27 protein-coding genes are annotated in these 26,952 nt (G+C 71.2%); 6 read left to right on the top strand and 21 right to left on the bottom strand.

The genetic code is table 11. The annotated features are described in order from the left end of the window. Nucleotides 1–144 precede the first annotated feature (144 nt). Nucleotides 145–1,098, bottom strand: a complete 954-nt coding sequence (locus tag ABD250_RS14475) for a hypothetical protein (RefSeq protein ID WP_182610590.1) — start codon at nucleotides 1,096–1,098, stop codon at nucleotides 145–147. A gap of 363 nt (nucleotides 1,099–1,461) precedes the next feature. Here ABD250_RS14475 and ABD250_RS14480 point away from each other — a divergent pair, with 363 nt between their 5' ends. Next, complete coding sequence (locus ABD250_RS14480) at nucleotides 1,462–1,749, top strand: hypothetical protein (protein ID WP_179523494.1); 288 nt, start codon at nucleotides 1,462–1,464, stop codon at nucleotides 1,747–1,749. A gap of 56 nt (nucleotides 1,750–1,805) precedes the next feature. On the opposite strand, the gene ABD250_RS14485 is transcribed toward ABD250_RS14480, so the two are convergent. The 5 genes from ABD250_RS14485 to ABD250_RS14505 all read right to left on the bottom strand — a co-directional run bounded on the left by ABD250_RS14485 (nucleotide 1,806) and on the right by ABD250_RS14505 (nucleotide 6,615). Further along, a complete protein-coding gene (locus ABD250_RS14485; protein WP_182658635.1) occupies nucleotides 1,806–2,369 on the bottom strand; it encodes a hypothetical protein in 564 nt (187 codons plus the stop codon). A gap of 232 nt (nucleotides 2,370–2,601) precedes the next feature. Further along, nucleotides 2,602–3,888, bottom strand: coding sequence for an adenylosuccinate synthase (locus ABD250_RS14490; protein ID WP_182658634.1), 1,287 nt, complete (start codon nucleotides 3,886–3,888; stop codon nucleotides 2,602–2,604). Between the two features lie 123 nt (nucleotides 3,889–4,011). Next, nucleotides 4,012–4,959: a 5-oxoprolinase subunit C family protein gene (locus ABD250_RS14495; RefSeq protein WP_179523497.1), complete on the bottom strand. Its 948-nt coding sequence runs from the start codon at nucleotides 4,957–4,959 to the stop codon at nucleotides 4,012–4,014. Then, nucleotides 4,956–5,741 (bottom strand): 5-oxoprolinase subunit B family protein, encoded by a 786-nt coding sequence (locus ABD250_RS14500; protein WP_344392949.1) that lies wholly within the window; start codon nucleotides 5,739–5,741, stop codon nucleotides 4,956–4,958. Before ABD250_RS14500 ends, ABD250_RS14495 begins: the two co-directional genes overlap by 4 nt. Before the next feature lie 16 nt (nucleotides 5,742–5,757). After that, on the bottom strand, nucleotides 5,758–6,615 hold the full coding sequence (locus ABD250_RS14505; RefSeq protein WP_344392952.1) for a LamB/YcsF family protein: 858 nt from the start codon (nucleotides 6,613–6,615) through the stop codon (nucleotides 5,758–5,760). Between the two features lie 58 nt (nucleotides 6,616–6,673). On the opposite strand from ABD250_RS14505, the gene ABD250_RS14510 reads away from it, so the two are divergent. Next, nucleotides 6,674–7,330, top strand: coding sequence for a hypothetical protein (locus ABD250_RS14510; RefSeq protein ID WP_017837894.1), 657 nt, complete (start codon nucleotides 6,674–6,676; stop codon nucleotides 7,328–7,330). On the opposite strand, the gene ABD250_RS14515 is transcribed toward ABD250_RS14510, so the two are convergent. Together ABD250_RS14515 and ABD250_RS14520 are read right to left on the bottom strand one after the other, a co-directional pair. Further along, the gene (locus tag ABD250_RS14515) at nucleotides 7,275–8,564 is read right to left on the bottom strand and encodes an FUSC family protein (protein ID WP_179523499.1); all 1,290 of its coding nucleotides are present in this window, start codon (nucleotides 8,562–8,564) and stop codon (nucleotides 7,275–7,277) included. The genes ABD250_RS14510 and ABD250_RS14515 overlap by 56 nt on opposite strands. Next, a complete protein-coding gene (locus ABD250_RS14520) occupies nucleotides 8,521–8,937 on the bottom strand; it encodes a DUF3151 domain-containing protein (protein ID WP_095717384.1) in 417 nt (138 codons plus the stop codon). The genes ABD250_RS14515 and ABD250_RS14520 overlap by 44 nt, the downstream gene beginning before the upstream one ends. Before the next feature lie 230 nt (nucleotides 8,938–9,167). On the opposite strand from ABD250_RS14520, the gene ABD250_RS14525 reads away from it, so the two are divergent. Continuing rightward, nucleotides 9,168–10,847, top strand: a complete 1,680-nt coding sequence (locus tag ABD250_RS14525) for an alkaline phosphatase D family protein (protein ID WP_344392957.1) — start codon at nucleotides 9,168–9,170, stop codon at nucleotides 10,845–10,847. A 155-nt stretch (nucleotides 10,848–11,002) separates the two neighbouring features. Then, nucleotides 11,003–11,590 (top strand): Rv0361 family membrane protein, encoded by a 588-nt coding sequence (locus ABD250_RS14530; RefSeq protein ID WP_179523501.1) that lies wholly within the window; start codon nucleotides 11,003–11,005, stop codon nucleotides 11,588–11,590. 84 nt (nucleotides 11,591–11,674) lie between these two features. Here ABD250_RS14530 and ABD250_RS14535 read toward each other — a convergent pair whose 3' ends face one another. Together ABD250_RS14535 and fbaA are read right to left on the bottom strand one after the other, a co-directional pair. Continuing rightward, nucleotides 11,675–13,243 (bottom strand): HNH endonuclease signature motif containing protein, encoded by a 1,569-nt coding sequence (locus ABD250_RS14535; RefSeq protein WP_344392960.1) that lies wholly within the window; start codon nucleotides 13,241–13,243, stop codon nucleotides 11,675–11,677. Between the two features lie 237 nt (nucleotides 13,244–13,480). Then, nucleotides 13,481–14,524 (bottom strand): class II fructose-bisphosphate aldolase, encoded by a 1,044-nt coding sequence (gene fbaA, locus ABD250_RS14540; RefSeq protein ID WP_182658776.1) that lies wholly within the window; start codon nucleotides 14,522–14,524, stop codon nucleotides 13,481–13,483. A gap of 191 nt (nucleotides 14,525–14,715) precedes the next feature. Between fbaA and ABD250_RS14545 the strand changes: the two genes are divergently transcribed. Continuing rightward, a complete protein-coding gene (locus tag ABD250_RS14545) occupies nucleotides 14,716–15,351 on the top strand; it encodes a DedA family protein (RefSeq protein ID WP_182658779.1) in 636 nt (211 codons plus the stop codon). A gap of 9 nt (nucleotides 15,352–15,360) precedes the next feature. Here the strand turns inward: ABD250_RS14545 and ABD250_RS14550 are convergent, their stop codons facing one another. The 8 genes from ABD250_RS14550 to ABD250_RS14585 form a co-directional block, all read right to left on the bottom strand. Beyond that, nucleotides 15,361–15,543: a hypothetical protein gene (locus tag ABD250_RS14550; RefSeq protein ID WP_179523504.1), complete on the bottom strand. Its 183-nt coding sequence runs from the start codon at nucleotides 15,541–15,543 to the stop codon at nucleotides 15,361–15,363. Beyond that, nucleotides 15,540–15,746 carry a helix-turn-helix domain-containing protein gene (locus ABD250_RS14555; protein ID WP_179523505.1) on the bottom strand — a complete coding sequence of 69 codons (207 nt, stop codon included), beginning with the start codon at nucleotides 15,744–15,746 and terminating at the stop codon, nucleotides 15,540–15,542. Before ABD250_RS14555 ends, ABD250_RS14550 begins: the two co-directional genes overlap by 4 nt. Beyond that, nucleotides 15,746–16,225, bottom strand: coding sequence for a DUF2975 domain-containing protein (locus ABD250_RS14560; protein WP_182658777.1), 480 nt, complete (start codon nucleotides 16,223–16,225; stop codon nucleotides 15,746–15,748). Before ABD250_RS14560 ends, ABD250_RS14555 begins: the two co-directional genes overlap by 1 nt. Before the next feature lie 31 nt (nucleotides 16,226–16,256). Then, the gene (locus ABD250_RS14565; protein ID WP_344392964.1) at nucleotides 16,257–16,961 is read right to left on the bottom strand and encodes a TrmH family RNA methyltransferase; all 705 of its coding nucleotides are present in this window, start codon (nucleotides 16,959–16,961) and stop codon (nucleotides 16,257–16,259) included. Next, on the bottom strand, nucleotides 16,958–17,791 hold the full coding sequence (locus ABD250_RS14570) for an SDR family oxidoreductase (protein WP_344392965.1): 834 nt from the start codon (nucleotides 17,789–17,791) through the stop codon (nucleotides 16,958–16,960). The genes ABD250_RS14565 and ABD250_RS14570 overlap by 4 nt, the downstream gene beginning before the upstream one ends. After that, nucleotides 17,788–18,600 (bottom strand): lysoplasmalogenase family protein, encoded by an 813-nt coding sequence (locus ABD250_RS14575; RefSeq protein WP_344392967.1) that lies wholly within the window; start codon nucleotides 18,598–18,600, stop codon nucleotides 17,788–17,790. Before ABD250_RS14575 ends, ABD250_RS14570 begins: the two co-directional genes overlap by 4 nt. A 31-nt stretch (nucleotides 18,601–18,631) precedes the next feature. Beyond that, nucleotides 18,632–19,189 (bottom strand): orotate phosphoribosyltransferase, encoded by a 558-nt coding sequence (gene pyrE / locus ABD250_RS14580; protein ID WP_182659504.1) that lies wholly within the window; start codon nucleotides 19,187–19,189, stop codon nucleotides 18,632–18,634. 167 nt (nucleotides 19,190–19,356) lie between these two features. After that, nucleotides 19,357–19,908: a hypothetical protein gene (locus ABD250_RS14585; RefSeq protein WP_182659505.1), complete on the bottom strand. Its 552-nt coding sequence runs from the start codon at nucleotides 19,906–19,908 to the stop codon at nucleotides 19,357–19,359. Between the two features lie 159 nt (nucleotides 19,909–20,067). Between ABD250_RS14585 and ABD250_RS14590 the strand changes: the two genes are divergently transcribed. Continuing rightward, complete coding sequence (locus ABD250_RS14590; RefSeq protein WP_182659506.1) at nucleotides 20,068–20,787, top strand: hypothetical protein; 720 nt, start codon at nucleotides 20,068–20,070, stop codon at nucleotides 20,785–20,787. A gap of 68 nt (nucleotides 20,788–20,855) precedes the next feature. Here the strand turns inward: ABD250_RS14590 and ABD250_RS14595 are convergent, their stop codons facing one another. From ABD250_RS14595 to clpB, 3 genes are all read right to left on the bottom strand, one after another. Beyond that, nucleotides 20,856–23,036, bottom strand: a complete 2,181-nt coding sequence (locus ABD250_RS14595; protein WP_344392970.1) for a hypothetical protein — start codon at nucleotides 23,034–23,036, stop codon at nucleotides 20,856–20,858. A gap of 94 nt (nucleotides 23,037–23,130) precedes the next feature. Further along, a complete protein-coding gene (locus ABD250_RS14600; RefSeq protein ID WP_182640138.1) occupies nucleotides 23,131–24,015 on the bottom strand; it encodes a rhodanese-like domain-containing protein in 885 nt (294 codons plus the stop codon). A 227-nt stretch (nucleotides 24,016–24,242) separates the two neighbouring features. Continuing rightward, nucleotides 24,243–26,795, bottom strand: coding sequence for an ATP-dependent chaperone ClpB (gene clpB / locus ABD250_RS14605; protein ID WP_182659068.1), 2,553 nt, complete (start codon nucleotides 26,793–26,795; stop codon nucleotides 24,243–24,245). Nucleotides 26,796–26,952: the final 157 nt, after the last annotated feature.

Genomic DNA, 26,952 nt, shown 5'->3' on the forward strand with positions numbered 1-26,952 from the left:
CACCCGCCTGTCGCCACCCGCCGGCCATCCCCGATCCGGCGGCCACCTCGATCCGGCGGCCACCCCGATCCGGCGCGATCCTGGATGCATCGGCCGAGTGGGCCCGTCCCAGAACGTGACCGGGATTCAGTGAATGCGACCGGGTCACACGGAATGCTCCCAGCCCTGCTTCTCGAAGGCCCCGCGAACGAATCTGGTGAGCGTCCGCGGGGTGTGCAGCAGACCTTGTGTCACCCGCCTCACCTCCCATCCCAGTGACGCCAGCCGCAGCATCGCCACGGAATCGCCGTCTCGACGGGCCCGGGTCAGATGCTCGTTGCCGTCGTACTGCAACCCGACCTTCCACCGGCGGTTACCCAGGTCGAGTCGCGACACCAGCGCGCCGGACTCATCTCGCACCTCGACCTGCGACTCGAACACCGGCAGATCAGTCGCCCCCATGATCAACCGCAGTTCGGACTCCTTGGGCGACTCGGCCAACGGATCCACGGCGGGCAGCAACCCCAGCACACGACGGACCCCGGTCTGACCTGCCATGGCGAACGCCGCCGCCGCGATCGCATCCGGATCAGTGCCGCCTGTGCGACACATGGAATCGAGCGCCGCGACCGCCCGGACATCAGACGCCATATGCCGGGCGAGGTCGATTGCGGTCCTGGCGGGGGTCGTCACGGCCATCCCCTGCCACAGCAGATGGTCGGGAGTGGCGGTCCACTTGCGGACGACGATCCCGGGCGGGGCCCTGCGCCAGGTCGGCCTCCAGAGCTGGACCTCGTCGCGAACTAGCTCCTCCCCGAAGTACGCCTCCCCGGCCAGGTGCCCGGCGGCGCCCCCGCAGATCACCGAGCGTGGGCCACCCCATAGCCAGGCCGCGCGGATCTTCTGCGCCGGGTCGAGTTCGGCTGACGCTCGCACGTAGACCCTCGGGTGCAGTCGACGGAAGCGGGTGCGCAGATCCTGTCTTGTGAGGATCCCCGCAGCCAGTGCGCTGTTGACCAGGAACGGCTCGCCACCGTAGACGGCTCTGACGAAGGCCGCCTCACGCCTCGGCGGTCGCGCAGGGTCTGAGCGCGCAGGGTCTGAGTGTGTCGGTGGCATGACCGCATGGTGCTACGCGGGGGCTCGGTTATCGGGGCGTAATCGGCCCGCTGTGGACGAAGCGGACGACCATCCACAGCCTGAACGCGGTCACAGCGACCGCGTCGATGGAAGCTCCCGATCAGGAGCGACTACGAGCGAACCGCGAGAACTCATCTCGATTCGAACATCTTCGGCGAGTTCTGGAACGGACTCACCCGGCCGATACCTTCGAGAACGCGCCGAATCGCCGGGCCGGGCGCTCGGGGTCGGGGCCGGGCGCTCGGGGTCGGGGCCGGGCGCTCGGGGTCGGGCGCTCGAGACTGTTCCGCGAACGGCGAGACAGCAGGTAATGCGGGACGGCCCTGAAGCGATAATGCGGACATGATCATGACCCGAACGGCCACCGCTGCCGCCGCTCTCGCTCTGACCGCCGCCACCACCGTGGCCGTGGCCCCCGCTTACGCCGCTCCTGCACCCGCGCAGCAGGGCCACGTGGCCTACGTCGCGCAGGCTTCCGGGTCCGCGGACGGTGGCTCGCTCGACAACCCCATCGTCGGAGCCGGCCTGCTCATCCTCGCGGGAGTCGGAGTCTCCATAGCTCTGGCTGTCGGCGCGGGCGTGGCCGGCGGGGCGTTTCCGTTACCGCAGATCCCGGGACTGCCGAGCTGACGGAATCGACCTGCCGGGATCGACCGACGAGTCGAGGTGACCGCGGCCCGGACAAGTTATCTGGTGTCGGGAGATCCGCTCGAGCCGAGCACCGCGGACCCAAGCGTGAGCGCCCCGAGGTCCAGCGACCCTCCCCCATCGGACTCGTACGTGAACTCGTACACGTAGAGATACTCGTGGGCACACAGCGCCATGACGCCTGCGGCGAAGTCCTCGACGGCGGACAACTCGACCTGCCAAGTGCCGGATTCGCCACCCGAGAGTTCAAGCAGGTCAGCGCGGACGGTCCCGGCGGTGGTCGCGGCGACAAGCGCGTCGGCGTACCCCTCGGGCCCGTCCAGTCCGCCCCCGGCTGCGAGATTTTCCTCGAGGCTGCGGATCAGTGCGGCCGGACCCACGAGCAGTTCGCACTCGACGTCCAGGTCGGTGTTGTTGACCAGCGAGCCGGCAGCGCCATCCGCGTCAGTCGAGTCGAGCGACAGTGTGAGGGCCCGCGGGGCGACCGAACCGGCGGTGGCCGAACCCGTGTCGACTGACTGTCCCCGGGCGATCCCGGCGCCTCCACACACAGCGGCGGCCCCGAGGGCGACTGTGGCAGCTACGGATACGACTCGGTTCACGCGCACGAGAGTGTCCTTCCGCCCGCGATAGACAGGCGAGGGATGGATCCCGTGGGATGACCGCTCTGAGCGGCCCGCCTCTCCCGCTGGCAATTGAGCCCGGACTGAGGTGAATACAACCACGCATTCGGCGCGCCGTGGGGATTCGGACGTCGAACCCCGCCAATCGTCACTCTGGGCGAGCCAGCCGATGTGAGGACAGCGGGCGCCAGCACCTCAGCACTTGCCCCCCTCAGCTCAGGATGTCGCGCCGCACCACGTTCTGGTCGCGGCCCGGGCCCACCCCGATGTACGACATGTGGCAACCGGCCAGCTCCTCGAGCCGTAGCACGTAGGCGCGGGCCTCCGGCGGCAGATCGCTGAACTCGCGCGCCCCGGTGATGTCGACCTCCCAGCCGGGCATGGTCTCGTAGATCGGCGTGGCGTGGTGGAAGTCGGTCTGCGACATGGGCATCTCGTCGTGCCGGACGCCGTCGACGTCGTAGGCCACGCAGATGGGGATCTCGCCGATGCCGGTGAGCACGTCGAGCTTGGTGAGGAAGTAGTCGGTGAACCCGTTGACCCGGGCGGCGTAGCGCGCGATCACGGCGTCGTACCACCCGCAGCGCCGGGTGCGGCCGGTGTTGACGCCCACCTCGCCGCCGGTGACCTGCAGGTATTCGCCCCACTTGTCAAAGAGCTCGGTCGGGAACGGCCCGGCGCCCACTCGCGTGGTGTACGCCTTGACGATGCCCAGCGAGTGGGTGATCTTGGTCGGCCCGACGCCCGACCCCACGCAGGCGCCGCCGGCGGTGGGGTTGGACGAGGTGACGAACGGGTAGGTGCCGTGGTCGACGTCCAGCATGGTGGCCTGGCCACCCTCCATCAGCACGGACTCGCCGCGCTCCAGGGCCTGGTTGAGCATGAGGGTGGTGTCGCTGACCATGGGTCGAAGCCGGTCGGCGTAGGAGAGGAAGTACTCCACCATCTCGTCGACCTCGACCGCGCGGCGGTTGTAGATCTTCACGAAGATCTGGTTCTTGAGGTGCAGCGCGCCCTCGATCTTCTGCCGCAGGATGGACTCGTCGAAGACGTCCTGCACGCGGATCCCCACCCGCGAGACCTTGTCGGCGTAGGTGGGGCCGATGCCGCGGCCGGTGGTACCGATGGCCTTCTTGCCCAGGAACCGCTCGGTCACCTTGTCCAGCGCCTGGTGGTACGGGGCCACCAGGTGGGCGTCGGCGGAGATGCGCAGCCGCGAGGTGTCGGCGCCGCGGGCCTCGAGGCCGTCGATCTCCTCGAACAACGCCTCGAGGTTGACCACCACGCCGTTGCCGATCACGGGCACGGCGGTGGGCGAGAGGATCCCGGCGGGGAGGAGTTTGAGCTCGTACTTCTCTCCGCCCACCACCACGGTGTGGCCGGCGTTGTTCCCGCCGTTGGGCTTGACCACGTACTCGACGCGGCCGCCCAGGATGTCGGTGGCCTTCCCCTTGCCCTCGTCGCCCCACTGGGCGCCGATCAGGACGATCGCTGGCATGGTCTGCTTTCACCTCGAAGAGAGTCGTCTTTCGGTGAGGGACGAAAACCGGCCCGCAGGCAGTGATTTCCGCGCACACCAACGGTCCAGGGTACTTGGTTCCGCCTGGCACACCCTAGTCGGTCACTCCGACACCCTCCGGAAGCTCACCGGCGCTCCCGGCAGGAGTTGGGACAGTGCGTCCGACGACCGCGAGGTCAACACCCCGATCACCGGGTACCCGCCCGTGACGGGGTGGTCGGGTCCGAACACGACCGGTGAACCGTCGGCCGGGACCTGCACCGCGCCGCGCACCATGCCCTCGCTGGGGATCTCGCGGGTGCTCGACCGGGGCACGGGTCCGGCCGGATCGATGCGCACCCCCACCCGGTCCGCGTGCCCGCTGACGTGCCCGGTCTCCGCCAGGACGCGCCAGGCCCCCGGCGGGAACAGGTCGTCGCGCGGGCCGGGGATCACGTCGAGGACGACGGGGTCCGGCCCACCTCCCCGGCCGCCGGGTCCCGCGCCCACCCGCGGACCGGTGCCCCCGCGCGGACCCATGACACCGCGGGGATCTCCTCCCGCCGCGTGCCAGTGATCCGCCCAGGGGCCCACCACGGCGTCGCCCACCGCCAGCACGTCGCCGGCCACGAGGGGCGGCGGCCCGAGCCCGGAGAGTGTGTCCCGCGAGCGACTGCCCAGGACCGGCGGGACCTCGATCCCGCCGCGCACTCCCAGGTAGGTGCGGACCCCGGTGTCGGGTCGGCCGATCTCGAGAGTCGAGCCGGCGTCCAGCCTCAACACCTCGCCCGTGGCGGCGGTCCGTCGGGAACCGGAGGAGGTGGTGACGACGACGAGGCCCCGCGCCCCCGTCACCGCGACCACGGCCGGGGAGTCCGTCATGAGCACCAACCCGCCCAGCAGCAGCTCGAGCACCGCTGCCCCGGGGTCCGTCCCGAGACAGCGCAGGGCGAGCGCGGCGGCGGCCCGGTCGGCGGCGCCCGAGCCGGTGACCCCCAGCGCGGCGTGGCCCGGCCTGCCCAGGTCCTGGACCAGCGCCGCCGGGCCTGCCCGCAGGATCATGAGGCTCATCGCGGGACGTCCCGTGGGCCGGCTGCCCTGAACCGGACGCGGTCGCCGGGCGCCAGAAGTGCCGGGTCCGGCCGGTCAGAATCCCAGAGCAGGGCGTCAGTGGTCCCGATCAGTCGCCAGCCGCCGGGTGAGGCCCCCGGGTAGACCGCGCAGAAGCGGTCGGCCATGCCCACCGACCCCGCCGGGACCCTCGGACGTGGGGACCCGAGCCGCGGCACTGACGGCAGCGGTTCGGCTACGCCGCCGTGACCACGAGGACCGGGGCCGCCGCCGATCAACTCCCGCTCGTCGACGAGATAGAAGAAGCCGGGCGCGAACCCCCCGAAGGCGGCCCGCCAGGTGATCGAGGTGTGCTGGCGTACAAAGGTCTCGGTCGAGACCCCGACGAGATCCGCGACGTCGGCCAGGTCGGGGCCGTCGTAGCGGACATCGAGGACCACCTCGCGGACCTCGACGTCCGACCCCGCCACCCCGGCACGCTCCACCCCGGCACGCCCAGCCCCGGGACGCTCGGCCTGAGGTTGCTCGGCCCCGGGATACTCGGCCTGAGGTTGCTCGGCCCGGGGGTCCCCGGCGAGCAGCTCTTCGAGTCCGCGGCGCAGCGCGGGCAGCGCCGAGGCGTCCCGCGCGGTCACCAGCACCGTGCGGGCCCCGGCCACCACGTCCACGGCCTCAGGGTGCAGCCGCTCCACCAACCCGGCCACTCCCATGGCCTCGGCCAGATCAGCACAGTCCAGCAACAGCGCGGCCTCTCCGCAGCGGCGGATCCTCGTCGTCGTCATCCGGGGCCCGTCCCCCCTACCGGCCCGGTCGCCGGGGAACGGGCCGGCCGACCGGCTGCGCGAACGGCGCCACCTCCACCCCGGCCACCTCGAGCGCGTGGCGGACGCGACGCGCCAACCCGAGCGCACCGGGGGTGTCCCCGTGCACACAGACCGACTGCGCGGTCACCACGACCTGAGTCCCGTCGTCGGCGCTGATCTCCCGCCCACTCGCCATGGCCACCACGCGGGCGGCGACCTCGTCCGCGTCGGTGAGCACCGCGCCGGGCCGTCCGCGGGGGACCAGCGTCCCGTCGGCGCGGTACCCGCGGTCCGCGAACGCCTCGGTCACGGCGGGGATCCCCACCGACCCGGCGTGCGAGAGCACCACCGACCCCGGCAGCCCCAGGATGGGCAGCGGCTCCTCACCGGCGAGCTCGGCGTAGCGGAGGACGGCGTCCACAACACCGGCCGCCTGCTCCGAATCGTGGACGATACGGTTGTAGAGGGCGCCGTGGGGCTTGACGTACCGCACCCGAGTCCCGCGGCGACGGGCTGCCATGTCCATCTCCACCAGCTGGAAGTGCACGTGGTCGGCCACCTCGGCGCGCGAGAGCTCCATCTCGGTCCGCCCGAAGTTCGCCGCGTCCCTATAGGACGGGTGCGCACCCAGCGCCACGCCCCGTTCGGCGGCGGCCGCGGCGGTCGCGGACATGGTGGGTCGGTTGCCCGCATGGAAACCGCACGCGACGTTGGCGGAGGTCACCACGTCCAGCAGCGCCGCGTCAGCGGGATCCGGCCCGGATCGCGCGGCCAGCGACCGCGACCACCGCGGCGTGCCCCGGCGGGCCTCCCCGAGGTCGCAGTTGAGGTCGATGCGGTGCACTCTGTCCATCCTGCCGTCATCGTGGCCCGGGTTCGACCCTGCGCGCCGGTGAGTCCATGATGGATGCATGATCGTCATCCGCTGCGGCTCGGCGCCGGTACCGACCGTCCTGGGCGAGCACCCGCGCGTGGAGTGCAGTGAGGTGCCCACCAAGGACGATGTGAACCGCGCGCTGTACGAGATCGGACATCGACGCCGGGTGGTGGTGTGCGGCACCGACGCCGGCCTGGCCGCGCTGCTCACGCGACTGCTGCGGACGGAGAACCTGGACATGGAGGTCGCGTACGTCGCCGAGGACCCCACTCCGGCCACCCGCGCCTACGACCTGCCCACCGGTTCGGCCGCCGCCAAGCTCGGGGTCCGGGGCGAGGCCAGGGAGGTACCGCTGATCCGGGACGAGACCGGAACGGTACTGGTGGGCGAGGCCACCGTCACCGGACCGGGCGGCGCCCACCTGGTGGGCGAGGCGTACGCCGACGACGAGCGGATCTTCTCCGGGGAGATCGACACCCTCACTGTCCGCCCGACCCCGCAGCTTCCCGGTGTCCGCGCCACAGCGGCACGGCCGCGCAGGGTGCTGAGACGCTCCTGGCTGCCGGCCCGCGCCGTTCAACTGGGGACGGAGGCGGGGGTGATCACCCGTGACGGGGTCACCGGTCGGCGGGCGGTCAAGAGGACCTCTTTCTATCGTCATACCGAGCCATGGAGGCTCGTGTCGCCCTGAGCGGGGGCATGACGGTGGCCGGACGGTCGGGGGACTCGGGCCACTCCTCCAGCAGTTCCGGCTCCACCGCGGGCGTGCGCACCGTGGGGGGCAGCGTGGCCAGCGCCGAGATCTTGCTCAGCCCCGCCACCTGCATCATGTCCACGAGGATCGAGCGGATCTGGGCCAGCATCACGGTCTCCGTCAGGCCGGAGCCCGGAACGAGCTCACGCTTGGCCCGCGCCGCCACCGCCCGCAGGGTCCGGTGCACCTCGGCGTCGGTGGGCGCGTCGGGATCCGCCGCCACCCGCCGGGTGAGCAACTCCAGCGCCTCGCCCAGCCCCGCGATCAGCGAGCTCAGGGCCGGCGGGACGTCCACCTGGTCGTCGACCGCCACGATCGCCCGCCGGGCCAGGACGCGGATGTTGCGGATGCCGTTGTCCAGCGGGTTGAGCACGCTCGTCAGCACGATCTCCTCCGGACGGCGCCGACGGTAGAACGGCGAGATCCGGACCAGTTCGCGGGCACCCGCGAGTTGCTCGGCGATCTCGTCGACCGCCGGTTGGGTGTCGCGGGCCTCCTGCAGGGCGGAGCGGATGAGGTCCGAGTCCCTGTGTTCCAGCCCCTCGGCGACCTCCGCCAGCACCGACGAGGCCACGCCCAGCAGCGAGGCCGCCTCGCGTCGGGCGCGGCGCAGCGGATGGACCGGCATCAGCGCCATGGCCACCAGTGCCACCACCCCGCCGACCGCCGCGTCGACCATCCGCTCGTAGCCGCCCGCGCTGCCCGGGGGCAGGAGTGTGGCCACGAGGATCGCCGACGACGCGGCCTGCGTCCCCACGAGCGCCCCGCGGTCGAGGAACACCGCCGCGGACATGGCCAGCACCACCACCGCGGCGATCTGCCACGGGCCGGAACCGATCTGGGCGATCAACAGGTCGCCCAGACCCACGCCCACCACGACGCCGATCACCAGCTCGATGCCGCGGCGGATCCGGCGCCCCATGCCGGTGCCCAGTGCCAGGGCGGCGGCGATGGGCGCGAAGAACGGCGCGGGGTGGCCGAGTACGTCGTGCGCGAGGAACCAGGCGATCCCCGCGGCGAGGCCGCACTGCAGGATCGGGAGGAACGCGTACGCCAGCCGTCGGGTCCGCGTCCTCAGCGGGACCGGGAGCGCGCCGTAGACGCCCTGCGTTCGGGCGTCCAGTCGGTCACGCCAGGCCGAGAGGCGCGGCGGCGTGCGGGTCCGACTCATTGACCAGGTCCAGACAACGGATGTACTCCTCCTCCTCGCCGATCGACTGCGCGGCGCGGGCCAGGGCGGCCACACACCGCAGGAAGCCGCGGTTGGGCTCGTGGTCGAACGGCACCGGGCCGAAGCCCTTCCAGCCGTGACGACGCAGTTGGTCCAGGCCCCGGTGGTAGCCGGTGCGGGCGAAGGCGTAGGCGCTGATCACGTCGCCGCCGTCGAGGGCGCGCTCGGCGAGCTCCGCCCACGCGATCGACGCGGTGGGGTGTGAGGCCGCCACCGAGCGGGGATCCTCCCCAGCGGCGATGGCGTCCTCCGCCTCCGGGTCGCCGGTGAGACGGGTGGGCGGGGGGCCGAGGAGATCTCCGAACTGGGTCATGCCCCCATTGTCCACGAACCTACGACAACCGACCGGGGTCCGACCCCCGCCGCTGTTCTCGGGGCGACACCCGATGCGCCACCCGGGCCACCCCGAGCGGTCCGCGGAGGGATCCCGGCGCCATCCGGTCCTGGCGGCTCCCGGCCCGGATCGCCCGCCCCGGTGAACTCTCCGTGACCGATCAGTGGGTTTTCTTACGCACGCGCCCGCGGGTGGGGTGAACTGGACGCATGCATTCTGCCGCCCATCCCGGTGCCTCGACCTCCCCCACCGGCCTCGACCGACGGACCGTCCTCAAGGCGGGTGCCCTGGCCGGAGCCGCGGCGGGTACCAGCGCCCTGGCGGGCCGGTCCGCGGTCGCGGGTGCCGACGTGGGCGTCTTCCGGCACGGCGTCGCGTCCGGCGACCCGATGCCCGATCGCGTCATCCTGTGGACCCGCGTCACCCCCGCACCGGACGCGGTCCCGGGATCCGGCCGCGGGGCGCCGGTCGCCGTCAGCTGGGAGATCTCGCTCGACCCCGGTTTCTCCCAGGTCGTCCGATCACGGTCCGTGGTGACCGACGCCGGCCGCGACCACACCGTCAAGTTCGACTGCACCGGCCTGGCCCCCGACCGCTGGTACCACTACCGCTTCCGTGCCCTCGGTCAGACCTCGCACACCGGCCGCACCCGCACCGCGCCCGCCCACGGCGCGCTCCCCGCCTCCGGCCGCTGGCGCATCGGGGTGGTCTCCTGCTCCAACTGGGAGGCGGGCTACTTCTCCGGCTACCGCCACCTCGAGGCGCGCGGGGATCTCGACGCGATCGTCGAACTGGGCGACTACATCTACGAGTACGGCCGAGGTGAGTACACCGGCAAGTTCGGCGCGGTCCGGCCCCACGATCCCCCGCACGACATCGTGACGCTGGCCGACTACCGGATCCGCCTGGCCCAGTACCGCACCGACCCGGATCTGCAGTCCCTGCACGCGCACGTGCCGTGGATCGTCACGTGGGACGACCACGAGCTCGCGAACGACAACTGGTCCGACGGCGCCGAGAACCACCACCCGCACCAGGGGCCGTTCTCCGACCGCAAGGCCGCCAGCTCCCAGGCCTACTTCGAGTGGATGCCCGTGCGCCCCGAGTCCCTCCGCGACGGCGGTCACCTCTACCGGCGGTTGCGCTGGGGTTCGCTCGCCGAGATCAGCATGCTCGACCTGCGCTCCTACCGCACGGAGGGACCGGACCGCTTCGACGGTCACGCGATCGATGTCACCGGCACCATGACCGGCGCCGCCCAGTTCGACTGGCTGGCCCGCGGGCTGAGTTCGTCGACCGCCCGGTGGAACGTCATCGGCAACTCGGTGATGATCACGCCCGTGCTCCTGCCCCCGCTCGAGCCACAGACCACGGCCGCGCTCACCGAGCTGCTGGGCGTCCCGCGTGAGGGCATCACCTACAACCCCGACCAGTGGGACGGCTACGCGGGCGAGCGCCGCCGGTTGATGGAGGTGATCCGCGCCGCCGGCACCCGCAACACCGTCTTCCTCACCGGCGACATCCACACCTCGTGGGCCAACGAGGTGCCGTTCGAGCCGGCGAACTACCCGGGCGCGGGTGTCGGCGCGATCGAGTTCGTCACCCCGTCGATCACCAGCAACAACATCGACGACATGGTGAACCTCCCCGAGGGCAACCCGTTGTCCCAGACCGCGCAGGGGGCCCTCACTCAGGTCAACCGACACGTGCGTTGGGTGGACCTGGACCGCCACGGCTTCACGGTGGTCGAGTTCACGACCGACTTCGCCCACGCCGACTACTGGGCGCTGGTCGCGCGCGAGGACCCCGCCAGCGGCGCCTACCCCATCGCCAGCTGGCGGGTCCGGCACGGCACCGATCAGCTGGAGCCGGCCGGCCTGCTGCCCTGATCCGGCTCGCCAGGAACCACGCGGGGCTGCCCGGGGCGGCGCATGAGCGCGTGCCACCGCGGGGCGGCACTCACACCCGACTCACAACGTCGTGGACTACGGTGGCGTGTCGATGCGCCCCGCCCGGGGGCACGACGCGGTACCGGGAGTGATGGATGACGACGACGAGCCAGCAGCCACCCGAAGACGGGCCCGATCCCGGGGATCACACGGGCGGGCGTTCAGCAGACGCTGCCCGCGGCGGCGCACGTACCGGCGATGGCCGGCGAGGCGGACTCCGTGTGGCGCTCGTGGCGGCGGCCGTCGTCGTAACCGCGGTGGCCGCCGCACTCGTGTGGCTCGTCGCGGCCGGGCCGATGTCGTCCTCGGATCGCGCGGAGCGCGCGGTCGAGCAGACTCTCCGCGACATGACCGCCTCGGACTCGTTCGCCGAGTTCAACAGCCATCTCTGCGCCGAGAACCGGGTGCCGCAGGACCTGGTCGACAACATCACCGCCTCCGGCGAGCAGACCGGCACCGACCTCGACGCGATGCTGCGCGAGTCCATCGCGGGTTCGTTCCCGCAGGATCTCGAGGTCACCGGGGTCGAGATCGAGGGCGATGTCGCCACCGCCACCGTGGAGTCGGAATCCGACGAGTCCGCGCCGGAGCAGGTACGGATGCTCAATGAGGACGGCGCCTGGAAGGTGTGCGAGCCCGGCGTGGGAATGGGTGCGGTGCCTCAGGGCGATCAGCCCGGCTGAGTTCCCGCCGGCTGATCGCCCTGAGTCTGATCGCCCTGAGACACGAGGGCACGCCACGCGCCGCACACACGAGCCGTGCAGGAGTCAGGCGGGGTGGGTGCGGTGGGCGCCTGGTGGGTTGGTGAGGTGGCCGTCGTCGGTGATGAGGCGCTCGAGGTGTTGGCGCCATCGGTGGTCGAGGATCCGGTCGCGCGCTTGGGCCAGTGGGCCGTGTGGGGTGGTGCGGTGTTCGTGTCCGGTTTCGGTGATGATGGTCAGTTCACCGAGTGGGCCGGGCCGGTAGGCGCAGTGGCCGAAGGTCTTCTCGCGGTGGTGCTTGCGGCACAGGCAGATCAGGTTCCACTCGGCGGTGGGTCCGCCCAGTTCCGGGCGCAGGTGGTCGAAGGCGATGACGTGGTCGATCTCGCAGTCGTGGGCGTCGACGGTGCAGCCGGGGTGGCGGCAGGTGCCGTCGCGCAGCCGGATCCTCTCGGCCAGCGCCGGGGTGATGAAGTACTTGAGCACCGCATCCGGTGTGTCCTGAACGCCCGGTTGCGGGTCGATCAAGTCGAACCGCACCTTGGCGTCGCCGCCGGAGAGCAGTTCCTCGCACAGCCAGTCGAAGCTGGCGTAGGCGCCGTTGACGAACTGCACCCGGTTGGGCAGGCCCTGCGCGATGCTGTCGATGACCGAGATCCGGATGGGCTTGTCGGTGCCCCACGACGCACCCGGCCGCGGCCCGCCCGGCGGCGGACCGCCCGGCCGCGAAGCTCCTGGCCGCGGACCGCCCGTGCCGGCGGTCGCGCCATCTGTGTTGTCGGCACGGTGGGTGTCCTCGGGGTCGTGCAGGGCGGTGCCGATGTCGTCGGTGTTCGGGTCCCCCAGGGCGCTCAGGGCATCGGCGCGCAGTTGGTCGCGGGTGCGGGGATGGCCCGAATCGCAGGCGGCGCGGGCGGCGGCGTCGATGCGGCGGCGGAGTTTCTCGGCGTCCCCGCTGGGCAGGTGGGCCCACATGCTGGTCATGCCGTCGCGGCCGGGGCGGAACCGGACGGTGCGCTGCTCGACCGCGGCGTCGACCGCGTCCTGGGCGGCCCGGGAGTCGTGACGTTCCCTTGATGCGTCGACCGCGGTGTCCAACGCTGCGCGACTGGGCCGGTGGCCGCCGTCCAGGTCCCGGCACAGGGCTCCGATGACCTCTGATTCCACTGCCGCGATGATCTCATCGGGGATGTCGGCCAGCCGGCAGGCGGTGTCGATGGCCAGTTGCTCAGGGAACAGTCCCCGATCGACGGCCTTGCGCAGCAGCGGAAGGCGGGTGTGGATCTGCACCCCGGCGGTCACCAGACGACCGGCATGCCACCCGGTCAGCGACATCGCCGCCGCCAGGTGATCACGCGCCCGATCAGCCGGATCCAGGCGGGCGTAGGCAGGACGAGAATCGGCGGGGCCGGAATCGCCAGGCTCCCGGCCGGGGCCTGACCCCCGCGCCTCCCGATCGAGCCGGCCCATCGCCTCCACGAGGTGATGCGCGGCCTGCAGGCGGGTGGCCGCGGCGAGGTTCTGCGCCAGAGTGGCCGACCGCGCCACCTCGCTCAACGCCTCGGCGCCCAGCGTGTCGAGAGCCTCCGGCACGGCGCGAAGCGCCCCGAATGCCGCCGAACTCGTCGTCGTCATCATCGGATCCACCACCGCACCCCCCTCCGCCAATCAGACTCGCCACCATTCGAACGTGTGATCCATCTTATCGCCCGGGGCGGAACAGCACAAGTGTTCGATCCAGAATTGCCGGGCATGGCGCCCAGACCACCCGGTGATCACACGACAGCGGCGCCTCTCCACTGGAGGAGAGACGCCGCTGGTGGCACCGACCCCGTCGGGTCGCCGTGAGTGTGATCAGGCCGAAGCCGCTGGTCAGGTAGAGGCGCCCTTGGACTTGCCGGCCGACTTGAGGTCGTTGCACGCCTCGACGACCCGCTCGGACATCCCCTGCTCGGCCTTCTTGAGGTACGAGCGCGGGTCGTAGACCTTCTTGTTGCCGACCTCGCCGTCGATCTTCAGGACTCCGTCGTAGTTGGCGAACATCTGACCGGCGATCGGGCGGGTGAACGCGTACTGCGTGTCGGTGTCGACGTTCATCTTGATGACGCCGTAGCTCAGCGCCTCCTCGATCTCGCTCTTGGCCGAGCCCGAGCCGCCGTGGAAGACGAAGTCGAACGGCAGGTCGCCCTGGTTCAGCCCGAGCTTCTCCACCGCGACCTCCTGGCCCATCTTGAGCACCTCGGGACGCAGCACGACATTGCCCGGCTTGTAGACGCCGTGGACGTTGCCGAATGTCGCGGCGAGCAGGTAGCGCTGCCCGGTGTTGCCGGCCCCGAGCGCGTCGATGGTCGCCTCGAAGTCCTCACGGGAGGTGTAGAGCTTCTCGTTGATCTCGTTCTCGACACCGTCCTCCTCGCCGCCCACGACGCCGATCTCGATCTCGAGGATCTGGTTGGCGCTGGCCGTCTTCTCGAGGAGCTCCTTGGCGATCTCGAGGTTGCGGTCGAGCGGGGTGGCCGAGCCGTCCCACATGTGCGACTGGAACAGCGGGTTTCGTCCGGCGTCGACGCGCTCCTGGGAGATCTGGATGAGCGGGCGCACGAAGGTGTCGAGCTTGTCCTCGGGGCAGTGGTCGGTGTGCAGCGCGACCAACACGTCGTACTTCTCGGCCACGATGTGCGCGAACTCGGCAAGTGCGACCGCGCCCGTCACCATGTCCTTGACGTTCAGGCCGGAACCGAACTCCGCTCCACCGGTGGAGAACTGGATGATCCCGTCCGAGCCCGCATCGGCGAATCCCTTGATGGCCGCATTGATGGTCTCGGAGGAGGTGCAGTTGATCGCGGGGTAGGCGAAACCCTCCTGGCGAGCCCGGTCGAGCATGTCCTTGTACTGCTCCGGGGTGGCGATAGGCATTGACGATCCTCCAGATTTCGGCACTGTGACTCATCCCATCCTACGAGGTACCGCGAGGTGGCGGGCCCCGGAGGACCAGCGGGGGCACGCCTTCAGCGGTTTCCCAGCAGAGCGGGTCTACGATTCCCGAGGTGAACACGCACCTGGTGGCCGAACAGGCCCAGCACGTCCTGGCGCTCGGTCCCGGATTCATGGACCCGGAGTTCTGGCTGTCCGGCGACGGACCGTTCGGCAACGCGATACTCCCGGCTCTCCTCGCCGTGGTCTTCATCGAGTCCGGTCTGCTGTTCCCGTTCCTCCCGGGCGACTCACTGTTGTTCACCGCGGGACTGCTCACCCAGCAGGACAACCCCTTCGCACCACTGTGGGTGGTGCTGGTGGCCGCCCCGATCGCGGCGTTCCTCGGCGACCAGGTGGGCTACTTCATCGGCAACCGGTGGGGCCACCACCTGCGGGAGCGGCCGGACGGGCGGATCTTCAAGCAGGTCTACATCCGCGAGGCCCACGAGTTCTTCGACAAGTGGGGGCCGGCCACGATCATCCTGTGCCGCTTCGTGCCGATCGTCCGCACCTACGCGCCGCTGGTGGCGGGCATGGCCGGGATGCGCTACCGCGTGTTCGTGCTGTTCAACATGGTGGGTGCGGTGTTGTGGGCCGCGGGGGTGACCGCACTCGGCGCATGGTTGGGGCAATTCGCGCTGATCAAGGAGCACATCGACCTGATCCTCATCGGGATCGTGTTGGTCTCGGTCACACCGATGGCCATCACCGCCGGGCCGAAGCTCGTCGACCGCATCCGCAACGGACCCTCCGCGCCGGCGGTCTGAGCCGGGTCTCTACCGTGGTCGTCCGCCCCGCCAACGGAGGGCGGCGACCGTCGCCCCGACCACCAGGACCACACCGATCCCCTGTAGTCCCGGGGAGTCGTCCGCCCCGCCGAGGACGATCGCCACTCCCCCGAGGCCCACCACGCTCAGCACCCCGACGAGGACCAGGGCGAACCCCGCTGCGCTCCTCATTCCTCCACCCATTCCAGCAGGTCCCCGGGCTGACACTCCAGCACGCGACACATGGCCTCGAGCGTGCTGAACCGCACCGCCTTGGCACGCCCGTTCTTCAGCACCGCGACGTTCGCCGGCGTGAGTCCCACCCGCTCCGCGAACTCACCCACGCTCATCTTGCGCCTGGCGAGCTCCACGTCGATCCGCACGACGATCGGCATCACACCACCGTGTCCATCTCGGACCGCAACGAGGTGGCCTGCCGGAGGAGTGCCCGCATGACGACCATGAGCAGCGCCGCGACGGTGATGATGACGACGACGAGGAAGAGCAGCAGCGGCAGTCCGGGATCGTTCGCGTTGACGCCCACGAGCACCAGGACGAGCACGAGCATCCCCCAGGCCGCGACGATCGCCCCGAGGATCACGTCGACCCAGATCAGTGACGCGTCGGTGAAGATGCGGTCGTCCTTGACCAGCGTGAGCAGCTTCCAGGTGGCCACCACCACGACCTGGATGCACAGCACCCAGTAGATCGACACCGCCGTCAGTGGCCACCGCAGGTGTGCGTCGCCCGGCGATGTCTCAGCCATGTGCGCGAACTGCCTGGGCAACGACATGGTCTGCAGCAGGAGCAGTACCGCGAACAGCACCACCAGGGACACCCGCAGCGGCAGGACCGCTCGTCTTTCGATCTCCATCTCACGACTATGGATGATTACCTATCGAAAATCAATAGCTATCTCCTCGGCCGTTCGCAGCGTGCTCGCGGACCCACGCGTGCATCGCGATCCCCGCGGCCACGCCCGCGTTGATGGACCGGGTGGAGCCGAACTGGGCGATCGACACGGTCTTCGCCGCCCGTCGTCGCGCGTCGGCGCTGACCCCGGGACCTTCCTGACCGAACAGCAGCACACACTCGCGCGGGAGCCGGGCGGTCTCGAGCGGCTCGGCGCCGGGGAGGTTGTCGACGGCGACGACCGGCACCCCCTCCGACTCGGCCCAGTCCATCAGCGCTGCCACGTCCTCGTGGTGGCGCAGGTGCTGGTAGCGGTCGGTGACCATCGCCCCGCGGCGGTTCCAGCGACGTCGCCCCACGATGTGCACCTCCGCCGCGAGGAAGGCGTTGGCCGTGCGGACGACGGTGCCGATGTTGGCGTCGTGACCGAAGTTCTCGATGGCCACGTGGAAGGGGTGCCGCCGGGTGTCGAGGTCGGCGACGATCGCTTCTCGCCGCCAGTACCGGTAGCGGTCGACCACGTTGCGGCGGTCGCCCGAGTCGAGCAGGTCCGGATCCCAGCGGTCGCCCGTGGGCCGCGGCTCACCGGGGCGCTCGAGCTCCCACGGTCCGACGCCCACGAGCCCATCGCCCCACTCGGTCGGCCCGGCGGCGGGATCCGCCGTCGCCACCTCGCGGTCGGCAGCGGGGCCGCTCACGAGGTGAGTCGTCGATTGACCAGCCTGATGACCCGCCCCGGCCCGATCTGGGACGCCAGGTACATCGCGGTGGCCTGCGTACCCACCGGCCGGTGGACCTCGCGACCGAGGGCGCCGCGGATCCGACCCAGCACCCCGGACGGGGTGCGCCGCGTCTGCTCGGCCAGCCCGAGGATCTCGCCGGCCACGTCGGCCTCGGTCAGGCGGACGCCCATGTTCCGCATCCCGGCGGTGTCGACGCCCTCGAGCATGCCGGTACCCACGTAGAGCGGCCACACCGAGCACACCCGGATGCCCTTCGGACCCCATTCGAGGTCCAGCGCCTCGGTGAGGCCGCGGACGGCGAACTTGGTGGCCGAGTACACGGCCATCTCGGCCTGGCCGTAGATCGCCGAGGCCGAACAGAGGTTGACCACGGTCGGGGCCGGGGCCTTCTCCAGGTATCCGAACGCCGCCCGGCAGCCGTACATCACGCCCTTGACGTTGACGTCCACCAGCGCGGAGTCCCGCTCGTAGCTCGCATCCGTGAACGGCATCCCGTACAGCAGCCCGGCATTGTTGACCAGGACGTCCAGCGCGCCGCCGGAGCGGGCGGTCAACTCCGCCAGGGCGGACTCCCAGGCGGCCGGGTCGGTGACGTCCAGCGCGCCGGTCACCACGCGGTCGTCCCCCCGCGCCCACTCGCACGGTTCCAGGTCGAAGGCACCCACGAAATAGCCGGCGTCGGCGAACCGGCGCGCGGTGGCCTCGCCGATCCCGCGACCGGCGCCGGTGATCAGGACCGTGCGGATCCCGGTACCGCCCGGTGAACCGGGGCCCGCAGCACTCATGCCGACCGCCCGGCCGTGCGGGCCGCGGCCGCCGTGCCCGTCAGCAACAGCAGCGCGGCGGTGGCGTAGGTGTCGATCACGCCGACGTCCAGGCCCCGCGCGAGCGCCGATCCGCCCTCGGTCTTGCGCCTGAGCAGGATCAACGCATCGCTGAGCAGGAACACCGGCCCCGCCACGGCCAACACCGAGGCGCCGGGCCCGGACCGACGATCGACCGAGGTGGCCAGCGCCGACAGGGCCGCCAGCAGCCCCCCGTACGCGGCCAGTGGGGCGTTGGCCCGGTCCTCGGACAGCAGGATCGCACCGGCGGCGCCGGCCACCACCCCGTGGACCGCCGACTGGACCGGCTTGAACCTCAGACCCGACCGGAGCATCAGCCCGCCGAGCGCGAGATGCCCCACCCCGAACGCCGCCGCGCCCGAGACCAGGCGCGCCTTCGACCGGCTCGCATGTCCACCGCCGAGCATGAGGATCACGTCGCCGGTGGTGTACGCAGCGCCGGTGACCGAGAGCAGTGCGGTGTCGACGGGGCCGAGGCCACCACTACCCGCCCCCGCGCCTCCCTGGGCGCCCTCACGCAGAGCGATGGTCAGCGCCGCCGGGACGATGAGCGGCTTGCAGAGCTTCTCCAGCGGGCCGAATCCGGTCGCCTTGGCCACCTCCGTGCCCGCGGCCGCAGCGAGGAACGCGGGCCCCTCCGGGCGGGAGGTGTCCATGAGCGAGAGCACCCGCTCCCGCAGCGCCTGCGCCAGGACGGTGGGGAAAGCCCTCGCCGTCGTCCTATCGGACGCCGTCCCCTCGGTCGTCATGCGTCTCGTCGTCGTCCACTCGGCGGTCATGTCACTCCAGTCCCAGGTCGGTCAGACCGAGCAGGGCGCGGTACTCCACGCCCTCGGCCCGGATCACGTCATCGGCGCCGGTGGCGCGGTCGACGACGGTCGCCACGCCCACCACCTCGGCGCCGGCCTCGCGCAGGGCGGCCACCGCGGTGAGCGGGGAGTTGCCGGTGGTCGTGGTGTCCTCGACGACGAGGACCCGCTTCCCCACGATGTCCGGCCCCTCGATCCGGCGCTGCATCCCGTGCTTCTTGGCCTCTTTGCGGACGACGAACGCGTCGATCGGCCGGCCCCGCGCGTGCATGATCGCCGTGGCGACCGGGTCGGCGCCGAGGGTCAGTCCGCCGACCGCCTCGAAGTCCCAGTCGTCGGTCAGTTCACGCAGCAGACGGCCGATGAGCGGCGACGCCTCGTGGTGCAGGGTCGCGCGTCGCAGGTCCACGTAGTAGTCGGCCTCGCGGCCCGAGGAGAGGGTGACTCGGCCGTGGACGACGGCGAGCTCGGCGACCAGCTCGGCCAGGCGCGCTTTGGCGGTCGAGTCGACGGTGGCGGGGACGGACATCGGGCTCCTCTGATCGGCCGCGACGGTGGCTGCGGCGACGGTATCGGTACCGGGGTCGACTCTAGACGCGCGCCACGACAGAACACGACAGAAGGAGGACGGGCCGGTCGCGTGATGCGACCGGCCCGTCCTCCTTCAGCTCGAGGCCACGCTCAAGCCAGTGACGATCAGGGGTCCAGGGGGTCCCCGTTGTCCTCAGCCGGCGGCTCCTCCTCGACCGGTGGCTCCGGATCGACGGGGTCCGTACCACTGCTGCCCAGCGAGCCGAGAGACCCGGTCGCGAGGCTGCCGCTGTCCTCGGGGATGACGACCGGCGGGGGCCACCCCTCCTCGAAGGCAGACCACGCGTAGAGCTGGCCGGTGCCCTGCGCGGCGGCGGAGTTGGTGCCCTGCGCGCACATCGTGAAGTAACCGACCAGATCCGAACCGCGGGGCTGGGTGGCCGGCGGCCCGAGTGCGATCGTCCGGGTGACGGTCTGCCCGTTGGTCACCGCGAACGAACCGGTCGTGCCGTACAGCCCCTCGACCTTGGCCCTGGTGTTCTGCTCGGTGATCTGCGAGCGCAGCTGGACGGCTTCGCTCGCCATGTCCCCGAGGCTGCCCTGCGGGAAGAACTTGGTGAGCGGCCACAGCGGCATGGTGATCGTCGACCCCGACGCCGTGATGCTGACCATCTCGGCCCTGACGTTCTGGTAGCGCGAGTAGTACAGCGCCGACATCTCCACGACGGGCGCCGTCGAGACCGTACCGCCGGGCCGCGCACCCGCGACCGTGTCCTGGTTCGGTGCCTCGCAGAAGACGGGACGGGCAACACCATCAACTCGGGCCTGCAGAAGAACAACAACCAGTCGTTCCAGCTGCCCGAGGTCACCTTCAGCATGCGTGCGCCGAACACGCCGAGTCAGCAGATCGTCTTCGGCCTTGCCGGGGCGGGGGCCACCGCCGCCACGGATGCGGCGTCGACGCAGTTCCAGTACACCCGAGGGACCACTGCGGGCGGCACCGGCACCACCGGCGCCCAGGTCGAGTGCGCTGTGAGCGCCAATGCCGCCGCGCTCACCACCACCACGATCACCAACGCCCCGTGGGTTCCGTTCGAGTGGAACACCAACCTGAACGTCCAGGCCCAGCCCGGCACCCTCGACGAGGATTCGCTCGCGGTCAACGTGGTCACCTCGTTCGTTCGGCCCGCGAACAACTTCCCCGAGGGAACGATGGTCTCGATCCTCCGTGACGGTGTCGAGGTCGGGGAGGTCGCCATGCCGGCGTCCGGCACCACTGTCTCGTTCCCGGACGACATTCCGCGTACGGCCGACACCCAGGTGTACCGCTACACGGCCGTGGTGAACAACACCGACGCGCTCGGCGACACGTGGGTCGGCGCGACCGCGACCTCGTCGCCCGTCATCGTCACCGGGACCAACCCCGGTGCCGGCGGCGGGGGCGGTACCGGTTCGCTGGATCCCGGTTCCGTGGTCAACCCGATCGACGGCGCCATCGGCGGCTCGCTCACCTCGAGCCTGTCCGACTCGGCCGGATACGACGTCGCCCCGCTGTCGAGCCCGACCGTCACCGGTCTCCTGAGCTCCGCCAGCTGACACACCCCACATCAGCGAGAGGACCCGTCCGCGCATCCGGCGCGGGCGGGTCCTCTCGTTGCGGAAGGTCAGTCCCGGATATCCGGCGGCAGCTGGAGGCGGGTGGTCTGCTCGACGTCCGGTTCCACGCCCGGGCGCTCACGACCGGAGCCCGTGCCGGTCGAGGCCGCAGCCGACGGCTCCGCGTCCGACGCCTCCTCGTCCGGCTCCGCACGGCGATGTTTGCCGCGTCCGGCCCGTGGGGGCGCGGGTGTCACCTCGGGCCGGAGCCACACGGGGGTCTGGTCGTCCACCGGCTGCGCGTCCGATGGCTGGGCGTGGCGCCCACCGGCACCCGAGTCGAGATCGGAGCCGCCGTCGATGCGGGCCGCGTCGAACCGCTCCACCTCGGTGCGGATCTCGTCCTCGTCGTCCTCCGACCCGAGCGGTTTGATCCCCGACCCTCCCGTGGCCACGCCCGCGGCCAGCGGCGGGACCGAGGCGTCCTCGGGATAGGCCTGACCGGCACCGCGTGTCGGCCGGGACAGGGGCGGGCGCGCGGGCAGGTGGTCCGCGGCCACGTCTCCGCGGGCCGGCAGCGGCCCCGAGGGCTCCATGATCTCGGCGAAGGGGTCGGGTTCCTCGGCCACGGTGTCCTCCGCGACGCCGTCCCCGAGGTCGGAACCGGCGGCCTCCACCGGAGCCTCCCCGGCCGTCGGTACCGGGTCCGACCCCGGCTCGGCATCGGGGTCTCCGCGGTCGGCCACCACGGGGACGTCGGCGAGATCGCGCGCACCCCTGCGCTCGGGCACCAGCCGCAGGTGCCCGGCGCGCCGGGGTTCGGGCTGCGGGGGCTCGGGCTGCGGAGGTTCGGGCTGCTCGTCCGGGTCCTCGACATCCCCGCGCTGGTCATCCCGGCCCTCGGCGGCGATGGGCTGTGCGGGGACCGCGACCGGCGTCTGCCCGGTGATGTCGTCCGCAACGTCCGAAACGTCCGGAACAGAGCTCGTCACCGATGTGGCCGCCGATGCGGTCGTCCCGTGCGTTCCGGTCCCGATCTCGCCGTCCATGCCCACAGTGGGGTCCGCCTCCGGGCCGGCCGCCGCCCCGGGCGAGCCCGGGTCGATCTCGAGGGGCAGGGCGCGGGCCCGGCCACCGATGGGCGGGAACGGGGCCAGCACATCGGCCACGGAATGCAGGGCCACCACGACGTCGTCCCACGTGGACGGGTCGTCGACGCCGTCAATGGTCGCCGCCACCCACTCACCCTCGGCCCAGATGCGGCGCACGTCGACCGGGACGTCACCGACCGCGCTGGTCAGACGATCGCGGTCGATCAGATCGAGTCGGCCGTAGTCGGAACTCCGGGCCTCCAGCGACGCCACCTCGCCCGCGTCGTGGAACCCGGGCTCGGCGTCGACATCGGCGCGGCTCAGGTCCAGGACCACGTCCGAGGCCGTGTCCCGGCGTAGGGCCAGGACCGTCCGCCCGCCGGTGACGCCCATGATCGCCCGCCGCCCCCGGAACATCCCGTGCGAGACCGTGCCGAGCGCGCTGAGACCCCCCGCGAAATCGCCGTGCCGGAACTCCGGCGCCGGGGTGGGGGTGGGTTCGAACTCGCGGTCCTCCAGCCACCGCACCACGGGCGAATCGGCGAGCGGGTCGACGGCGGGCAGCACCTCCTGCTCGGGCAGACGCCCGTTCTGCCGGCGCGCCGGGAGGAATCCCCGGACCCGATCGAGCAGACGCGGCGCCGACTGTGCGGTGGGCTCGGCCGTCGGCTCAGCGGCGGGTTCGGCCGTGGGTTCAGTGGCGGACCCGGCGCCGGGCTCGGCCGCGTGGTCACCGGCGTCCGTTTCGGGGCGCGCTCCCTCGGGCCCGCCCGCCTCAGGCTCCACCGGGCTCGCAGGCGGGGACGCGGACTCGTGTGCTGCAGCGACCGGTTCCACTGCGACCGGTTCCTCTGCGTCCGGTTCCGCCGGTCCCGGTTCCGCGCTACCCGGGCCTGACGCGCGCTGGAACGGCGCCAGCTGCGGAGTCCCGGAACCGCCCGCGTGCTCGTCCGGGGACTCGTCGACCTCACCCGCAGGCGGGGCGACGGGCGGGGCCTCGTCGTCGTCGGACAGGGCCCCCGCCCCCGCCGACCCGGAGCCGACCTCCGGCGGGGTCCCACGCGACGCGGCGCCCCCGCGTTGTCTGGCGTCCAGACGCAGGAGGATGAGCGCCGCGGCGAGCAGCACGAGGGCCAGGAGGAACCAGAACACGACCATGTCCACAGAGGGTAGTCAGCGCTGGTGGGGTTACCCGCCAGGCACCGCGGCGCTGCGTGACCTGGACGGGCCCGGGAGCCGGCGGAGGCGCGGGCTAGCGGGGGTCCTCCCCCAGGGCGATCGGCCGCCGACGATCCGCCGACCACTGCGACCACGACCCCGGGAACAACCTCCCCGCCTCGATCCCGGCCACCTCCATCGCCGCGAGCGCATGGCAGGCGTGGATGCCGGAACCGCAGTAGACCACGGTGTCCTTCCCGCTGGTCACGCCCACGTCGGCGAACATCTGACGGATGCGCTCGGCGGGAAGGAACCGACCGCTCTCGTCGAGGAACGACGAGGTGGGCAGATTGACGGCGCCCGGGATGTGGCCGGCCCGCGAATCCATCGGCTCGGTGTGGCCGGCATAGCGCTCGGCCGCGCGGACATCGATCAGGACGCCCTCCTCGGGGCTTGCCTGCGTCTCGTCGATGTCGGCCGTGCGCATGTGATCGAGCCTGAAGGTGAAGTCGCCGCGTTCGACCGGGTTGCCCGGCCCCACCGCCAGGTCCTCGCCCTCGGCGATCCACGCCTTGAGACCGCCGTCGAGGAGGTAGACGTCCTCCTTGCCGGCCCAGCGCATCAGCCACCAGGCGCGCGCCGCGGAGGTGTTACCGGAGTCGTCGTAGATCACCACGCGACTGTCGTTGTGCACGCCGGCACGGCGCAGGGCGTCCTCGAGATCATCGGGCGAGGGCAGCGGGTGGCGGCCCTCGCGGACGTTGCGCTGGCCCGCGAGCTCGGTGGGCAGATCGACGTACTGCGCACCGGGGATGTGGCCCGAGTAGTAGTGCTCGCGCCCGCGGGCGTCGCCGAGCCGCCAGCGCACGTCGAGGATCACGGGGGTGGGAAGGCTCGCCACGTCGCTGATCAACTCGCGCGCCGTGACGAGGAGGGGACTGACCTGGGTGTCGGATGCGGGTGCGGTGGCTCTGGTCACGGGTCCATGGTAGTCGCGATGACGACGAGGCGGATCCCCTCATCGGGGACTGATCCGTCACTCCGCGGGCGCGGGGGCGGGCGAGGAGGTGTGGGCGGTGCGGGACGTGGGCGGTCACCCGGGCACGAGTTGGCGGACAGGATTCGCGTCGGGGCCGTTCCCGATCGCATCTCCTGTCCGCCAACTCGTACCCGCCGGCTCGTTCCCGCCAGCTCAGGCGACGGGCGTCAGCTCAGCGTGAGCGACTCGCCGTCCTCCGCCAGCGAGACCCGCACGGTGTCGCCGTCGCGGATGTCGCCGCCGAGCAGGGCCCGGGCCAGCTTGTCGCCGATCGCCTGCTGCACCAGCCTGCGCAGCGGGCGGGCGCCGTAGGCAGGGTCGTACCCGCGCCGCGCCAGCCACCCCTTAGCCGCGTCGTCGACCTCGAGGGTCAGTCGCCGACCCTTGAGCCGCCGTGCGAGCTCGTCGATCTGGATGTCGACGATCGACTCGAGCTGCTCCTCGCTGAGCGAGTCGAACATCACCACGTCGTCGAGCCGGTTGATGAACTCCGGCTTGAAGGCGCGCTTGACCGCGTCCATCGTCTGCTCCCGCGATCCACCCGCCCCCAGGTTGGAGGTGAGCACGAGGATCGTGTTGCGGAAGTCCACGGTCCGGCCCTGGCCGTCGGTGAGCCGGCCGTCGTCGAGCACCTGCAGCAGGATGTCGAAGACGTCCGGGTGCGCCTTCTCGACCTCGTCGAGCAGGACGATCGTGTACGGACGCCGCCGCACGGCCTCGGTGAGCTGCCCGCCGGCCTCGTAGCCGACGTACCCCGGAGGGGCACCCACCAGCCGCGAGACGCTGTGCTTCTCCGAGTACTCGCTCATGTCGATCCGGACCATGGCCCGCTCGTCGTCGAACAGGAACTCGGCGAGCGCCTTGGCCAGCTCCGTCTTGCCGACACCCGTGGGGCCGAGGAAGAGGAAGGAGCCGGTGGGCCGGTCGGGGTCGGCGACCCCGGCCCGCGACCGTCGCACCGCGTCGGACACGGCCCGGACCGCCTCGCCCTGGCCGACGACACGACGCGCGATCTCGTCCTCCATGCGCAGGAGCTTCTCGGTCTCGCCCTGAAGCATCTTGCCCACGGGGATCCCGGTCCAGGCGGAGACGACCTCGGCGACGTCCTCCGGGCCGACCTCCTCCTTGAGCATCGCGTTGGTGGCGGCGTCGTTCTCCTCCGCCTGGGCGAGCTGCTTCTCCAGCTCGGGCAGCCGTCCGTAACGGATCTCGGCGACCCGTGCGTAGTCGCCGTCCCGCTCGGCCTTCTCGGACTCGGTGCGCAGCGCGTCGAGCTCCTCCTTGACCTTCTGCACACCCTGGATGGCGGTCTTCTCGTTCTGCCACCGGGCGGTCAGCTCGGCGAGCTTCTCCTTGGAGTCGGCGAGCTCGGACTGGAGCGCGACGAGCCGATCCTTGGACGCCGCATCGGTCTCCTTCTGCAGTGCCACCTCCTCGATCTCGAGTCGGCGCACGATCCGCTCGGCGGCGTCGATCTCCTCCGGTCGGGAGTCGATCTCCATCTTGAGCCGGCTCGCGGCCTCGTCGACCAGGTCGATCGCCTTGTCGGGGAGGAACCGCTGGGTGATGTAGCGATCCGACAGCGCGGCCGCGGAGACCAGCGCGGAGTCGGTGATCCGCACGCCGTGGTGCACCTCGTAGCGCTCCTTGAGCCCGCGCAGGATGCCGACCGTGTCCTCGACGCTCGGCTCCCCCACGTAGACCTGCTGGAAGCGGCGCTCGAGGGCGGCGTCCTTCTCGATGTACTTGCGGTACTCGTCGAGCGTGGTGGCACCGACCAGGCGCAGCTCCCCGCGGGCGAGCATCGGCTTGATCATGTTGCCGGCGTCCATCGACCCCTCGCCGGTCGCGCCGGCGCCGACGATGGTGTGGACCTCGTCGATGAAGGTGATGATCTGCCCCTCGGACGCCGTGATCTCGTCGAGCACGGCCTTGAGGCGCTCCTCGAACTCACCGCGGTACTTGGCGCCCGCGACCATCGAACCCAGGTCGAGCGAGAGCAGGGTCTTGCCCCGGAGCGACTCGGGGACGTCGCCGTCCACGATCCGCCGGGCCAGCCCCTCGACGATGGCGGTCTTGCCCACGCCGGGCTCGCCGATGAGCACCGGGTTGTTCTTGGTGCGGCGGCTCAGCACCTGCACCACGCGCCGGATCTCCGAGTCGCGCCCGATGACCGGGTCGATCTTGCCCTCACGAGCCCGGGCCGTGAGGTCCGTGGAGTACTTCTCGAGCGCCTGGTACTGGTCCTCGGGGTTCTCGGTGGTCACGCGCGTGTTGCCGCGGACCGTGGCGAACGCCTGCTTGAGCGCGTCCTCGGTGGCCCCGAGCTCGCCCAGGAGCTTGGCGGCGTCGCCCCCGGTGTGCCCCGCGGCGATGCCGACCAGGACGTGCTCGGTGGAGACGTAGTCGTCGCCCATCTCGGACGCGAGGGTCTGGGAGAAACTGATGACGGCGAGGGCGTCGCGGTTGAAGTTGGGGGCGGCCAGCCCCGAGCCCGACGCGCTGGGGTAACTCGCGGTGAGGGCCTTGGCCTGCGTGAGCGCCAGTTGCGGGTCCACCCCACATGCCTGGAGCAGGGGCGTGGCGATCCCGTCCTGCTGTTCGAGCAGCGCCACGAGGAGGTGGCCCGGACGGACATCCGGGTTCCCTGCCGCCGAGGCGGATTGGACGGCGGCCGACAGAGCCGCCTGGGTCTTGGTCGTGGGGTTGAACTGGCTCATCGACCGGTCCTTTCTTCGACGTGTTCTTGAGCGTACTCGGGTCAATACCGGCCCACATCAGGACCGGACAGTCCGTACAACTGCCGAACAGTTGAGTCTATTCCGCTCAAGTCAAAGAATCCGGTGTGAACGCCGCCACCACGTGAGTAAATTCTTA

The sequence above is a fragment of the Dietzia cercidiphylli genome (assembly GCF_039531545.1).
GTDB classification, from domain to species: domain Bacteria; phylum Actinomycetota; class Actinomycetes; order Mycobacteriales; family Mycobacteriaceae; genus Dietzia; species Dietzia natronolimnaea.

Coding starts and splice junctions, on each gene's coding strand:
- ABD250_RS14530 (WP_179523501.1), top strand. CDS start 11,003: ATGACGACGACGAGCCAGCAGCCACCCGAAGACGGGCCCGATCCCGGG.
- ABD250_RS14585 (WP_182659505.1), bottom strand. CDS start 19,908: ATGTCGGCGCTGTACTACTCGCGCTACCAGAACGTCAGGGCCGAGATG.
- ABD250_RS14520 (WP_095717384.1), bottom strand. CDS start 8,937: ATGACCCAGTTCGGAGATCTCCTCGGCCCCCCGCCCACCCGTCTCACC.
- ABD250_RS14525 (WP_344392957.1), top strand. CDS start 9,168: ATGCATTCTGCCGCCCATCCCGGTGCCTCGACCTCCCCCACCGGCCTC.
- ABD250_RS14505 (WP_344392952.1), bottom strand. CDS start 6,615: ATGGACAGAGTGCACCGCATCGACCTCAACTGCGACCTCGGGGAGGCC.
- ABD250_RS14570 (WP_344392965.1), bottom strand. CDS start 17,791: ATGAGTGCTGCGGGCCCCGGTTCACCGGGCGGTACCGGGATCCGCACG.
- ABD250_RS14590 (WP_182659506.1), top strand. CDS start 20,068: ATGCGTGCGCCGAACACGCCGAGTCAGCAGATCGTCTTCGGCCTTGCC.
- ABD250_RS14510 (WP_017837894.1), top strand. CDS start 6,674: ATGATCGTCATCCGCTGCGGCTCGGCGCCGGTACCGACCGTCCTGGGC.
- ABD250_RS14545 (WP_182658779.1), top strand. CDS start 14,716: ATGGACCCGGAGTTCTGGCTGTCCGGCGACGGACCGTTCGGCAACGCG.
- fbaA (WP_182658776.1), bottom strand. CDS start 14,524: ATGCCTATCGCCACCCCGGAGCAGTACAAGGACATGCTCGACCGGGCT.
- ABD250_RS14480 (WP_179523494.1), top strand. CDS start 1,462: ATGATCATGACCCGAACGGCCACCGCTGCCGCCGCTCTCGCTCTGACC.
- ABD250_RS14550 (WP_179523504.1), bottom strand. CDS start 15,543: ATGAGGAGCGCAGCGGGGTTCGCCCTGGTCCTCGTCGGGGTGCTGAGC.
- ABD250_RS14560 (WP_182658777.1), bottom strand. CDS start 16,225: ATGGAGATCGAAAGACGAGCGGTCCTGCCGCTGCGGGTGTCCCTGGTG.
- clpB (WP_182659068.1), bottom strand. CDS start 26,795: ATGAGCCAGTTCAACCCCACGACCAAGACCCAGGCGGCTCTGTCGGCC.
- ABD250_RS14500 (WP_344392949.1), bottom strand. CDS start 5,741: ATGACGACGACGAGGATCCGCCGCTGCGGAGAGGCCGCGCTGTTGCTG.
- ABD250_RS14575 (WP_344392967.1), bottom strand. CDS start 18,600: ATGACGACCGAGGGGACGGCGTCCGATAGGACGACGGCGAGGGCTTTC.
- ABD250_RS14595 (WP_344392970.1), bottom strand. CDS start 23,036: ATGGTCGTGTTCTGGTTCCTCCTGGCCCTCGTGCTGCTCGCCGCGGCG.
- ABD250_RS14475 (WP_182610590.1), bottom strand. CDS start 1,098: ATGCCACCGACACACTCAGACCCTGCGCGCTCAGACCCTGCGCGACCG.
- ABD250_RS14515 (WP_179523499.1), bottom strand. CDS start 8,564: ATGAGTCGGACCCGCACGCCGCCGCGCCTCTCGGCCTGGCGTGACCGA.
- ABD250_RS14535 (WP_344392960.1), bottom strand. CDS start 13,243: ATGACGACGACGAGTTCGGCGGCATTCGGGGCGCTTCGCGCCGTGCCG.
- ABD250_RS14490 (WP_182658634.1), bottom strand. CDS start 3,888: ATGCCAGCGATCGTCCTGATCGGCGCCCAGTGGGGCGACGAGGGCAAG.
- ABD250_RS14555 (WP_179523505.1), bottom strand. CDS start 15,746: ATGCCGATCGTCGTGCGGATCGACGTGGAGCTCGCCAGGCGCAAGATG.
- pyrE (WP_182659504.1), bottom strand. CDS start 19,189: ATGTCCGTCCCCGCCACCGTCGACTCGACCGCCAAAGCGCGCCTGGCC.
- ABD250_RS14495 (WP_179523497.1), bottom strand. CDS start 4,959: ATGAGCCTCATGATCCTGCGGGCAGGCCCGGCGGCGCTGGTCCAGGAC.